The sequence below is a fragment of the Coprococcus sp. TM115-187 genome (assembly GCF_027679115.1).
GTDB lineage: Bacteria > Bacillota > Clostridia > Lachnospirales > Lachnospiraceae > Allocoprococcus > Allocoprococcus comes.
The window spans coordinates 75055-87444 of the sequence record NZ_JAQEKS010000008.1; the positions used below are offsets into that span (position 1 = coordinate 75055).

Here is a 12390-nt window from a genome sequence, read left to right on the forward strand (position 1 = left end):
AAAAATATGAGGTATAAATGTATTATGAATCAAAAATCTTTAACAAAATTGGAATTTCCAAAAATTATAGAGATGCTGACCGATCACGCTTCTTCCCCTGGCGGAGCTTCATTCTGCCGACGGATCAAGCCGATGACCGACCTTAACAAAATCATCACTGCACAGGAACAGACTGCCGCAGCATTTACCCGCATTGTAAAGAAGGGAATTCCTTCTTTCAGCGGCTGCTATGCTGTCTCCGACTCTCTTAAGCGCCTGGAGATCGGAAGTGCCTTAAGCGCACCGGAACTCCTCCGGATCGGCAAGCTTCTTCAGACAACCGCCCGGATCAAATCCTACGGTCGTCATGAAAATGCAGACGATCAGGCAGATTGTCTGGATGTATATTTTGAACAGCTTGCGCCGCTTACACCACTTTCTGCCGAAATTGACCGCTGCATTCTTGGTGAAGATGAGATCAGCGATGATGCCAGCAGCAAATTAAAGCAGATCCGCCGCAGTATTAACGGCATGAATGACAAGATCCATTCTACCATGACCGGACTTTTGAACGGTTCCATGCGCACCTATCTCCAGGATGCCATTATTACCATGCGTGGCGACCGTTACTGTCTCCCGGTAAAAGCCGAGTACCGCAGCCAGGTAAATGGTCTGATCCATGACCAGTCAGCAACCGGCTCCACACTTTTCATTGAGCCGATGGCCGTTGTCAAACTGAACAATGATCTGAAAGAATTATATGCCCAGGAGCAGGAAGAAATCCAGGTGATCCTTGCCCGCCTCAGTGTGGATGCAGCTGAATATATTGAAGAAATCCGTCTGAACTACAAAGCACTTGTAGAACTGGATTTTATTTTTGCAAAAGGTGCACTGGCACTGGATATGAACGCCAGCCGCCCAGTCTTTAACACCGAAGGCCGGATCCGGATCCGTGAGGGAAGACACCCTCTTCTGGATCGTAAAAAAGTTGTTCCGATCAGTCTGACACTTGGAGATACCTTTGATCTTCTCGTCATAACCGGTCCGAATACAGGTGGTAAGACCGTTTCCCTCAAGACTGTGGGACTTTTTACCTTGATGGGCCAGGCAGGTCTGCACATTCCTGCACTTGACCGTTCAGAACTTGCTGTATTTAACCAGGTTTATGCTGATATTGGTGACGAACAGAGTATTGAACAGTCTTTAAGTACCTTCTCTTCTCACATGACAAATGTGGTTTCTTTCCTAAATCATGTGGATGAGAATTCATTAGTCCTTTTCGATGAACTTGGTGCGGGAACCGATCCGACTGAGGGTGCTGCACTCGCTATCGCCATTCTGTCACATCTGCATAACCGTGGAATCCGCACTATGGCAACGACACACTACAGCGAACTGAAGGTATTTGCTCTTTCTACTCCGGGAGTAGAAAATGCCTGCTGTGAATTTGACGTGGAGACATTAAGCCCTACTTACCATCTTCTGATCGGTATTCCTGGAAAAAGTAATGCTTTCGCGATTTCCGAAAAACTCGGCCTTCCGGATTATATCATCCAGGATGCCAAAACGCATCTGACCGAGGAGGATGAATCTTTTGAAGATCTCCTTACTGATCTGGAACAGAGCCGCAAGACCATCGAAAAAGAGCGGGAAGAGGTTGCTTCTTACCGCCGCGAGATGGAGCGTCTCAAGTCCGAACTCAAGAACCAACAGGAAAAGCTGGATACACAGCGCGACCGGATCATTCGTGAGGCAAATGCCAGAGCAACCGACATTGTTCAGGAAGCCAAAGATTTTGCTGATGAGACAATGAAGAACTTCCGCAAATTCGGCAAAGCCAGTATTTCCGCTTCCGAGATGGAAAAAGAAAGAGAACGGATCCGCAAGCAGCTTTCCAAAACTGAAAATAAAAACCGTCTGGAAAAGAAAAAACCTTCCAAAGCTTACAAGGCAAGCGATTTCCATCTGGGCGATTCTGTAAAAGTACTGAGCATGAATCTGACCGGAACGGTAAATTCACTACCGGATGCCAAAGGCAACCTGTTTGTCCAGATGGGTATTCTCCGGTCACAGGTCAATATTTCCGATCTCGAACTGATCGAAGAACCGCTTACGGTTACTGCAAAACAAATGCGCAGAACCAGCAGTGGCAAGATGAAGATGGGCAAATCCATGCATGTCAGTCCGGAGATCAATCTTCTTGGCAAGACAGTCGATGAAGCAGTTGCCGAACTTGACAAATATCTGGATGATGCCTATATCGCACACTTAAGTCCGGTACGAATTGTACACGGGAAAGGAACCGGCGCACTCAGGAACGGGATCCATCAGTATCTGCGCCGCCAGAAACATATCAAATCCTTCCGGCTGGGAGCTTTCGGGGAGGGCGATGCCGGTGTAACTATCGTAGAATTCAAATAATCATTGGGGGAACTATCATGGTGACTAAACAGAAAATCTTAATTGTAGATGACGACGAGAATATTGCAGAATTGATTTCTCTCTACCTTACAAAGGAATGCTTCGATACGATGATCGTACACGACGGGGAAGAAGCTCTTACCGCATTTGAATCCTATCAGCCAAACCTGATGCTGCTCGACCTGATGCTTCCGGGCATCGATGGCTATCAGGTCTGTCGCGAGATCCGCAGTAAGCACAATACCCCAATCATTATGCTTTCCGCAAAAGGAGAAGTATTTGACAAGGTGCTCGGTCTGGAGCTTGGTGCTGATGATTACGTCTTAAAACCATTCGATTCCAAGGAGCTTGTCGCAAGAGTAAAAGCGGTACTCAGACGCTATCAGCCTGCCAAACCAGAAGCTCCTGCCGCCAGCCGCGGAAAGGTTGTTGACTATCCGGGAATCGAGATCAATCTTACCAATTACGCAGTAACCGTTGATGGTAAGAATGTAGATATGCCGCCAAAAGAACTGGAGCTTTTGTATTTCCTCGCCTCCTCACCAAACCAGGTATTCACACGCGAGCAGCTCCTTGACCAGATCTGGGGCTATGAGTATGTCGGCGACACCCGTACCGTTGATGTTCATATTAAGCGTCTGCGCGAGAAGATCAAGGATCATCCTTCCTGGGGACTTAGTACCGTCTGGGGAATCGGTTACAAATTTGAGGTGAAGTAATGAAAAGTACTCTTTACCTTAAATTTATCCTCTTATATATTATTCTCGGATTTTTAAGTATTTTTACAGTGGCATCCCTGTCATCCACATTGACAACCCACTATCTGGAAAGCAGCATTTCCGGCAATATGTATCAGTCGGCGAATCTGCTTGCATCCAATTATCTACCAGACTATTTTTCCGAAACCATTACTCTGGCAGATGTTTATACACAGCTCAATGGTATGAGCGATTATCTGAATTCAGATATCTGGTTTGTTGATAATGAGGGATCTTTACTTGCATCTGCCAAATCCGGCGATGTATCGTATGCCCCTTCCCAGATTGAAAATTTTGATCCTGCCGAATCCGGCGGCTCCACTTATCTGACCGGTGATTATCACGGGTACTTCAACTCAGAAATGATCACCGTGATTGCTCCGGTCACAGAGAATTTTTCAACCCACGGATATCTGCTTGTACATAAGCCTTACTCGCAGATCACAGACGCACATTCTGTTCTGATGCGTAACACGTATATCGTGATTCTGATCATTTATGTGCTCTCATTCATTATTTTGCTGGGTGTACATTTTCTGATCTACCGCCCGCTCGTCAAGATTACGAATGCAGCAAAGCAGTATGCTTCCGGCAATCTGGATGTTGTCATCCCGGTTAATACGCAGGATGAGATAGGATATCTTTCCGCATCTCTCAACTACATGTCTTCCCAACTGAAAGATATGGAGGATTACCAGAAGAAATTTGTGGCAAATGTATCCCATGATTTCCGTTCTCCTCTGACTTCCATCAAAGGCTATGTTGAAGCCATGGCGGATGGCACGATCCCACCTGAAATGCAGGGCAAATACTTAAATATCATCTTATTTGAAACAGAACGTCTTACTGACCTTACACGCGATCTGCTGACATTGAATGAATTTGATACGAAGGATCTTCTTCTTGATAAAACAGATTTTGATATTCACGAAGTGATCCGTAACACAGCAGCTTCTTTCGAAGGTACCTGCACTGCCAAAAAAATTTCTATCGAACTTCTTCTGGCAACTCGTACCCTGTATGTACATGCTGACCGGCACAAAATCCAACAGGTTCTATACAATCTGCTGGACAACGCGATCAAATTCAGCAATCCGGAGTCTACGATCACGATTGAAACCACACCGCGCGGTGACAAAGTATATACTTCCGTCAAAGATTATGGAATTGGCATTCCGAAATCAAGTATCAACAAAATATGGGAACGTTTTTACAAAAGCGATCTCTCCCGCGGAAAAGACAAAAAAGGAACCGGACTTGGGCTTTCGATCGTAAAAGAAATTATTCAGGCACACAATGAAAATATCAATGTGATCAGTACCGAGGGAGTTGGAACAGAATTTATCTTCTCCCTTCCACTGACGAAAAAATAGCAAAAAGAAACGGTTGTAGCCGGCATAAATAATATGTCACTCACAACCGTTTTTATATAAAAATGTCTGAAACCCATTTCCCACAGATTTCAGACATTTCTTCTTACTAATAAAGCATCTTCTTAATCGAATCTTTATTCATATTATCTTTTGTAACCCAGGTATATCCGGTACTTACCATTGCTTCATTTCCCTGACCAAGCACTGCTCTTGCGCAGGCAACAACCGTTGCATAGCCGATTCCGTATGGGTTCTGAACGATCAGTCCATCAATCTTTCCATCTTCCAGAAGCTTCATCTGATCCTCCCCGCCGTCAAAGCTCACTACCTTGATTCGGTCTTCCCCCGTTATTTTGTCCATAGAGTCCAGAACATTCACCACAAGGTCTGCTACTGTTTCATTGGTTGCAAAAATTCCTTTTACATCCGGATACTTTTCAAGAAGATACTTGATTGCATCCTGCTGTGCCGTCTGGGTATCCCGGCTATCTGCGTTCTCTTCCTCTGCTTTTTGCACATTATCTGCAGTCTCCTGGGAATTCTTTTCAGATGAATCTGCATTGATCTCTTTCGAGATCGCATCCAGATCATCCAGATGCCAGATCTCTGCAACCGTTACATTCGGATCATTCTTTTCCACTTCCTGTACAAATCCCTGCTCTCTTTCTTCAGAAGAAGTAGACTTGGAGTCATGTGCGATTACAAGGATCTGACCACTCTCACCGATACTGTTGCACAGCTTACTTGCTGCTGTTGCAGCGGCAGTTGTATTATCTGTATCAATCATGGATACAATATTCTGATAATCGGTCCCAGAATCAAATGCTACGATCGGGATCCCATTCTCTGCAGCAAGATCAAACTGAACCTCACATGCCCCTGAATCAACTGCTGCGATCCCGACCGCAACCGGATACCGTGCAAGCTCCTCATCCAGAATATTTACCTGATCATCTACATCATTCTCTGTCTCCGGCGCAGAATAAACAAGCTTTACTTTATCATTCCCTTTATATCCCAGGTTTGTATTAATATCCGCTACCGCCTGCTTTGCACCTTCCTGAACAGCTTTCCAGTATGCGGAAGAACTTCCTCTTCCTATAATAGAAATCGAGCTTCCTTTCTCCAGATTCAGTCCCTGCACATTGCCATATGCAGATGGCTGTAAAACATCCAGGTTACTCTGATGCTCATTCTCTTCCCTTGTCTCATGACTGAATGTCTGCTCTTTTCCTGTACCTGCATCATTCTTGCTTCCAGTTCCACATCCACCAGTCAAAAGTGCCACACAAAGTACAGCCGAAAGTATACTCCACCGTTTTTTCATAAATCCACTCCACTTTCTCTATCTTAAAATCAGTTTCATTATTGGTTATAAAATGATACAGTACCCACTATACACCAAATCGCCCGGGAAAGGTAGAAAAATTTCTTAAGATTTCATAAATTCTTTTTGTTTTCATTTGTAAGTTTTATATTACTAACCTTTTGGTTTTATATTTCTAACCAAAGAAATGCCCATTTCGCGCTATTAGTTTGACATTTCTAACTCGATTGTATCTATTTTTAAGCATAAATTCCTCTTGTATATTTTCAAGTTCTGTATTAGAATAAAGTTATGCGAAAGGCATATCGATTTTAACTTTTTCATAATAATAAGGAGGATACATATCATGGCACACGTAATTTCAGACGAATGTGTAAGCTGCGGAGCTTGCGAAAGCGAATGTCCAGTAGGAGCAATCTCTATGGGTGCAGATCATATGCAGATCGATGCTTCTGCATGTGTTGACTGTGGCGCTTGCGAATCAGCATGTCCTACAGGAGCAATCAGCGCTGAGTAATCAGAACACGTAGATTGAATAAGACAGTAAGAAAGAGACGGTTTTCATCTGAAGATCGTCTCTTTTTATGTATACGTCTGAACCAAATACAGATCCAGTAAGCATCATCCTATCTGACATTCTTCCCTCTGCAACATTTGTCGAACGATTTTTCTTTCCATCTCTTCTTCTTATGCTACAATAGACTTGTACTCAATCTATATCACATACTTATTTTAATAAGGGGGTTATCGTATGGGCGACGTTCATTACATGATCTCAGAAGCTGCCAAACACGTTGGCGTAGAATCACATGTTCTTCGCTACTGGGAGGAAGAGCTTGATCTTCCGATCGGACGCACTGAGATGGGACATCGGCACTATACGGAAGAAGATATACAGCTTTTTAGCTGTATCAAAGAACTCAAAGAACAGGGACTACTCCTGAAGGAGATCAAACAGCTCCTTCCGGACATGCTTCGCACAAAAGCACTTCTGAAGGCCAGAAAATCGGATGCACCAAAGGCTGCCGCTTCGATAAACGAAGTTGCTGACCCCCAGGATCCGGCTCTTTCTGTTTATACAGCAGACAACCTTTCTCTTTCTGTTTATCAGCCTCTGCTCGAAGAGTCTCTCCGAAAAATTCTTTTGGAAAACAACCAGATCCTGGAGGGGTCTCTCGGCAAATCCGTATCTGAAAAAGTAACAAAGGAAATGGATTTTCTTTTACAGGCAAAAGAACGCCTGGAAGAAGACCGTTACCGGAAGCTTGATCATTTACTTCGTCAGCAGCAGGCGCTCCGGAAAGAAGCTTCAAAATCTGGCGCCGGACATTACCTGCGGAAATTATTTGGCGAAACCACATAAAAGTCAAAAGACAGCGAACAGTTTTGATTCTGTTCCCTGTCTTTTTCATTTCATAATTTCTCATTCCCCATCCACAACTTTTCGTTCTGAATTGGCAAATTTCGTGTACTGCGGAAGCCATGTAAGCGTTACGGTTCCAATCGGACCGTTTCTCTGTTTGGCAATAATGATCTCTGCCTCATTGACATGCTCCGTATCCTTATTATAATAATCATCTCGATAAATGAACATAACCACGTCGGCATCCTGCTCGATTGCTCCGGACTCACGCAGATCAGAAAGCATCGGTCTGTGATCTGGTCTCTGCTCAACCGCACGGCTCAGCTGTGACAGCGCAATGACCGGCACGCTTAATTCTCGGGCAAGCGCTTTTAAGGAACGGGAAATATCGGAAATTTCCTGTTGACGGGACTCATTACGTCCACCAACACTTCCGCTCATCAACTGCAGGTAGTCGATGATGATCAGATCAAGATTATGTTCCATTTTATATTTTCTGCATTTGGAACGCATTTCCGAAATCGAAATACCCGGTGTATCATCAATGATCAGGTTCGATCTTCCAATTGTTCCGGCACCTTCGATCAGCTTTTCCCAGTCAGAATCCTTCAGATTACCGGTTCTTAAAAGCTGTGCATCTACATAGGATTCCAGCGAGAACAGACGGTTTACCAGCTGTTCCTTTGACATTTCCAGACTGAATATGGCAACTGTACGGTTCTGTTTAAACGCCACATGCTGTGCAATGTTCAGTACAAACGCCGTCTTACCCATAGAAGGACGGGCTGCGACCAGGATCAGATCGGAGGGCTGCAGACCGGATGTCTTGTAATCCAGGTCAATAAATCCAGTCGGAATTCCTGTAACAGTTCCCTTACTCTTAGATGCTTTCTCAATTTTCTCAAGGGCATTTAACACTACCTGCTTGATCGGCACGTATTCACCGTTTCCTCCGCGGTTCTGCACCAGCTCAAAAACCTGCTTCTCTGTCCTTTCAAGGATCGCCTCCAGCGGCTCCTGTCCCTGATAACATTCATCCGCAATCGCTTCATTCATCTTGATCAGATGCCTCAACGTTGCTTTTTCAGAGACGATCTCAGCATAATACTTTACATTTGCCGAGGTTGGAACTGCTGTTACCAGATCCCGGACAAATTCAAGACTACTGATCTCTTCCGGAACAGCTTTTTCACGCAGACGGTTCTGCAGTGTAATCAGGTCAACGGGTTTTCCCTCATTAAAAAGTTCTACCACTGAATCGAAAATTACACCATATGCCTTTTGATAAAAGTCGTCTCCACAAATGATCTCGGCAGCTACTGTAATCGCATCCCGGTCCATCAGCATCGCTCCGACAACAGACTGCTCTGCCTCTATGCTGTGTGGCGGTACTCTCTTAATGAGTGCTTCATCCATGTCTCAGATCCTCCTAAGCTTCCCCAACGTGCACTTTTAATTCAGCAGTCACTTTCTGGTGAAGTTTGACCGGTACAAGATGCATTCCAGGTGTACGGATCGCTTCTTTGATCTGGATCTTTTTCTTATCAAGATCATATCCAAGCTGTTCTTTTACTGCAATTGCAATTTCCTTTGAAGACACAGAACCGAATGTTCTTCCACCTTCCCCGGTCTTGATCTTGAGTTCTACTTTTGCTGCCTCTAATTTTTTTGCAAGTTCCTGCGCTGCTTCCAGATGCTCCTGTGCAACCTTTTCTTCATTCTGTTTCTGAAGCTTTAAGTCATTTAAATTCTTTCCATTTGCTTCCAGTCCAAGGTTTTTTTTGAAAATGAAGTTTCTTGCATATCCGTCACTTACATTTACAACCTCGCCTTTTTTCCCAAGGGATTTTACATCTTCCAATAAAATAACTTTCATCTTAAATATCTCCTTCTTCTATCATAATATCGATTGTCTTTTTCAGAGTTTCAATCGCTCTTTCCATATCGGAATATGGAAACTGGGCACCGGCAGTGTTGATATGACCGCCTCCGCCGAGCCGCTCCATAATGATCTGTACATTGATCTCATCAATGGAACGTGCACTGATGTAAATCTTACCATTATATTCAGTCAGTACAAAAGAAGCCTTGATCTCCTCAATATTGAGAAGCTCATTTGACGCCTGTGCTCCGATAATAGTGGGACTTTCAATTCCCAGATGTTCGCCTCGCGCGATCGCAAATACATCCCGATATACCTCAGCACTGCTGATTACTGCAGCTTTTGCCCGGTAAGATGCCATATCATCACGGAGGAGTTTTCTTACATAAGTAACATCTGCGCCACATCTTCTCAGGTACGCAGCTGCTTCAAAGGTCCGGACTCCTGTTCTGGACATGAAATTGTTGGTATCAACCAGAATACCTGCATACATACTGTTCGCTTCCATGGAATTCAAACGCAGATCATCGCCGATATACTGAAGAACCTCTGCTACCATCTCACACGCCGAGGAAGCATATGGCTCAATATACGACAGAACCGCATTCTCAATCACTTCATCGCTCTGTCTGTGGTGATCCAGAACTGCAATCGTCTTCGTCAGACGAAGCAGGCGTTCACATTCTGTCATCTTTGGCTTATTGGTGTCAACAACAACTACCATTGTATTGTCATCTGCCAGTTCCTCCGCCTCATGGGAAGTCACAAACAGATCATCCGGATACTTCGGATCATCAGTAAATGCTTCATAAAGCGGTCTGAGTGTCACAGAAATATCATTCAGGACAATATTGACCTTCTTTTCCATTGCACTTGCTGCCCGGTAAATACCGATTGCCGCACCAAATGAATCCACATCTGCCATCTTATGTCCCATTACGATCACACGCTCTTTTCCGGTGATAAACTCCCGGAGTGCTTCTGCTTTTACTCTTGCTTTTACCCGGGTATTCTTAGAAGTCTGCTCACGCTTTCCGCCATAATAGCTGATTCCCTTGTTATTCTTCACAACTACCTGATCTCCGCCTCTTGCAAGTGCAAGATCGATCGCTATACGGGCATAATTATATCCTGCAGCATAGGTATCTGTACTGAGTCCAAGCCCAATACTTAGTGTAACCGGAATCTGATTGCCGATACTGACTCCTTTTACTTCATCAAGTAAAGAAAAACGGTCTTTTTCCATTCGATTGAAGCTTTCTTTTTTAATTACAACAAAATATTTGTCTTTCTCAAGCTTCTTCACAATACCAGAAAAATCCGCAATATACTGGTTGATCTTACGGTCGATCAATGCCACCAGAAGAGACTGCCTTACTTCCTCGACACTTTCCATGACCTCTTCATAGTTATCAATATAAACCAGTCCGGCCACCAGCCGCTGCTCTTCATTCGCACGGATATACCGGTTCAGCTCTGTCACATCCTGAAGATGTATCGCAATAAAATATTCCTTTTCCTCCGGTATCTCCAGAAGCTGCTCTGTCTCACTGAAACCTTCGACCGATACGCACTGGATCTCAGCCTGATAATCTCTGTCAAGATAATTGAATTCCAGGCTTACCGATTCATTGTCTTCCTTTGGAAATACGCCCCGGTTTAGCTCCGGAATATATTTACTCAGATAGGTATCCTTCCGGATAGTCGTCCCAAGGACTTCCCGGAACTGTGTGTTCGTCCAGATGATTTTTCCATCATCCAGTAAAATCGCATACGGAATCGAAAGTTCCTTCAGAAGTGTATTCTGGACAATTCCGTACTGCGCTGCAAACTCTACCATGTCTGCCAGAATCAGAGACTTGTTGTAAAAATACATAATGCCAATGACGACTGCATAAACCAGCACAAACGCACTCATAAGCAGCCCGGCCTTTCGATCCATCCTGAAGATCCAGATATTCATCAGGATAAGGAAAAGAATCATAATTCCCGGCCATTGCATATACAATTTCAGTTGTCCCTTTAACTTTATATCCTTTTTCATCTTTCAGCCCTCTTAAAACCTATAGATATTTGTATTATATCACCTTTCCGGATATTAGGGAACTAAAAAATGTGCCAGGGCAACGTTCACCCTGACACATTTTTCTTTCTTTTTTTAAGCTTCGTATCCATTCGGATTCATTGTCTGCCATCTCCATGAATCCTCACACATCTTGTCGATTCCGCGTTCTGCAACCCATCCGAGCTCGTTCTTTGCTTTTTCTGCATTACAGTAGCATGTTGCGATATCTCCGGCTCTTCTTGGCTTGATCTGGTAAGGGATCTCTTTTCCACATGCTTTTTCAAATGCATGCAATACATCCAGTACTGAATATCCTACTCCGGTTCCAAGATTGTAAATGCTTACGCCTGATTTTTCCTGGATCTTCTTCAGCGCCTTTACGTGTCCAATTGCAAGGTCAACTACATGAATGTAGTCTCTCACACCTGTTCCGTCCGGTGTATCATAATCATCACCAAATACACCCAGGCATTCCAGCTTACCGATCGCAACCTGTGCAATATATGGAAGCAGGTTGTTCGGGATACCCTTCGGATCTTCTCCCATCAGTCCGCTCTCATGTGCGCCGATCGGGTTGAAGTAACGAAGAAGAACAACATTCCACTCCGGATCAGCCTTATGCAGGTCTGTCAGGATCTGCTCAAGCATCCATTTTGTCCATCCATAAGGATTCGTGCAGGTTCCCTTCGGGCATTCTTCTGTAATCGGGATAAATGCCGGATCACCATATACCGTTGCTGAAGAACTGAAGATGATGTTCTTCACATTATGGTTACGCATAACATCACAGAGTGTAAGTGTACCTGCAATATTGTTCTGATAATATTCAAGTGGCTTTGCAACAGATTCTCCGACTGCTTTAAGTCCTGCGAAATGAATGACACATTCTACACTTTCTTTGTCAAAAATCTGATCCAGTGCTTCTTTATCTCTGATATCTGCTTTATAAAATGTAACGTTCTTACCGGTGATCTTCTCTACACGTCTGATTGCTTCTTCAGAAGCATTGCAAAGATTATCTACTACAATAACTTCATATCCTGCATTCAGCATCTCTACACATGTGTGACTGCCGATAAATCCGGCTCCGCCTGTTACTAAAATTGCCATGATTTTTTCCTCCTGAAATTAGAATCATTTACTTTTCTTTACACACTATAGCACACATTCTGCCTATATGGAAGTGTTTTTACTAAATTATTTGTATTTTTTAGTAAATCAA

General features: G+C 43.9%; 10 protein-coding genes. 5 read left to right on the top strand and 5 right to left on the bottom strand.

What is annotated here, in order from left to right:
* Nucleotides 1-24 precede the first annotated feature (24 nt).
* Genes PGW42_RS07745 through PGW42_RS07755 form a run of 3 tightly spaced genes read left to right on the top strand, consistent with a single transcriptional unit; the run spans nt 25 to nt 4531 of the window.
* Nucleotides 25-2400, top strand: coding sequence for an endonuclease MutS2 (locus PGW42_RS07745; RefSeq protein WP_173690064.1), 2376 nt, complete (start codon nt 25-27; stop codon nt 2398-2400).
* 17 nt (nt 2401-2417) lie between these two features.
* Nucleotides 2418-3119, top strand: coding sequence for a response regulator transcription factor (locus tag PGW42_RS07750; protein ID WP_117557958.1), 702 nt, complete (start codon nt 2418-2420; stop codon nt 3117-3119).
* Nucleotides 3119-4531, top strand: a complete 1413-nt coding sequence (locus tag PGW42_RS07755) for a sensor histidine kinase (protein WP_270202945.1) — start codon at nt 3119-3121, stop codon at nt 4529-4531. The genes PGW42_RS07750 and PGW42_RS07755 overlap by 1 nt, the downstream gene beginning before the upstream one ends.
* A 106-nt stretch (nt 4532-4637) precedes the next feature.
* On the opposite strand, the gene PGW42_RS07760 is transcribed toward PGW42_RS07755, so the two are convergent.
* Nucleotides 4638-5858 carry a substrate-binding domain-containing protein gene (locus PGW42_RS07760; protein WP_270202944.1) on the bottom strand — a complete coding sequence of 407 codons (1221 nt, stop codon included), beginning with the start codon at nt 5856-5858 and terminating at the stop codon, nt 4638-4640.
* 346 nt (nt 5859-6204) lie between these two features.
* Here PGW42_RS07760 and PGW42_RS07765 point away from each other — a divergent pair, with 346 nt between their 5' ends.
* Together PGW42_RS07765 and PGW42_RS07770 are read left to right on the top strand one after the other, a co-directional pair.
* The gene (locus PGW42_RS07765) at nt 6205-6375 is read left to right on the top strand and encodes a DUF362 domain-containing protein (RefSeq protein ID WP_008368888.1); all 171 of its coding nucleotides are present in this window, start codon (nt 6205-6207) and stop codon (nt 6373-6375) included.
* A 234-nt stretch (nt 6376-6609) separates the two neighbouring features.
* Nucleotides 6610-7221 (top strand): helix-turn-helix domain-containing protein, encoded by a 612-nt coding sequence (locus PGW42_RS07770; RefSeq protein ID WP_117557964.1) that lies wholly within the window; start codon nt 6610-6612, stop codon nt 7219-7221.
* A gap of 60 nt (nt 7222-7281) precedes the next feature.
* Here PGW42_RS07770 and dnaB read toward each other — a convergent pair whose 3' ends face one another.
* From dnaB to galE, 4 genes are all read right to left on the bottom strand, one after another.
* The gene (gene dnaB / locus PGW42_RS07775) at nt 7282-8637 is read right to left on the bottom strand and encodes a replicative DNA helicase (RefSeq protein WP_270202943.1); all 1356 of its coding nucleotides are present in this window, start codon (nt 8635-8637) and stop codon (nt 7282-7284) included.
* A gap of 13 nt (nt 8638-8650) precedes the next feature.
* Nucleotides 8651-9097, bottom strand: a complete 447-nt coding sequence (gene rplI / locus PGW42_RS07780; protein ID WP_008368899.1) for a 50S ribosomal protein L9 — start codon at nt 9095-9097, stop codon at nt 8651-8653.
* 1 nt (nt 9098) lies between these two features.
* The gene (locus tag PGW42_RS07785) at nt 9099-11147 is read right to left on the bottom strand and encodes a DHH family phosphoesterase (protein WP_118219462.1); all 2049 of its coding nucleotides are present in this window, start codon (nt 11145-11147) and stop codon (nt 9099-9101) included.
* Between the two features lie 114 nt (nt 11148-11261).
* A complete protein-coding gene (gene galE / locus PGW42_RS07790; protein ID WP_022221100.1) occupies nt 11262-12278 on the bottom strand; it encodes a UDP-glucose 4-epimerase GalE in 1017 nt (338 codons plus the stop codon).
* Between the last annotated feature and the right edge of the window lie 112 nt (nt 12279-12390).

Coding starts and splice junctions, on each gene's coding strand:
- PGW42_RS07745 (WP_173690064.1), top strand. CDS start 25: ATGAATCAAAAATCTTTAACAAAATTGGAATTTCCAAAAATTATAGAG.
- PGW42_RS07750 (WP_117557958.1), top strand. CDS start 2,418: ATGGTGACTAAACAGAAAATCTTAATTGTAGATGACGACGAGAATATT.
- PGW42_RS07755 (WP_270202945.1), top strand. CDS start 3,119: ATGAAAAGTACTCTTTACCTTAAATTTATCCTCTTATATATTATTCTC.
- PGW42_RS07760 (WP_270202944.1), bottom strand. CDS start 5,858: ATGAAAAAACGGTGGAGTATACTTTCGGCTGTACTTTGTGTGGCACTT.
- PGW42_RS07765 (WP_008368888.1), top strand. CDS start 6,205: ATGGCACACGTAATTTCAGACGAATGTGTAAGCTGCGGAGCTTGCGAA.
- PGW42_RS07770 (WP_117557964.1), top strand. CDS start 6,610: ATGGGCGACGTTCATTACATGATCTCAGAAGCTGCCAAACACGTTGGC.
- dnaB (WP_270202943.1), bottom strand. CDS start 8,637: ATGGATGAAGCACTCATTAAGAGAGTACCGCCACACAGCATAGAGGCA.
- rplI (WP_008368899.1), bottom strand. CDS start 9,097: ATGAAAGTTATTTTATTGGAAGATGTAAAATCCCTTGGGAAAAAAGGC.
- PGW42_RS07785 (WP_118219462.1), bottom strand. CDS start 11,147: ATGAAAAAGGATATAAAGTTAAAGGGACAACTGAAATTGTATATGCAA.
- galE (WP_022221100.1), bottom strand. CDS start 12,278: ATGGCAATTTTAGTAACAGGCGGAGCCGGATTTATCGGCAGTCACACA.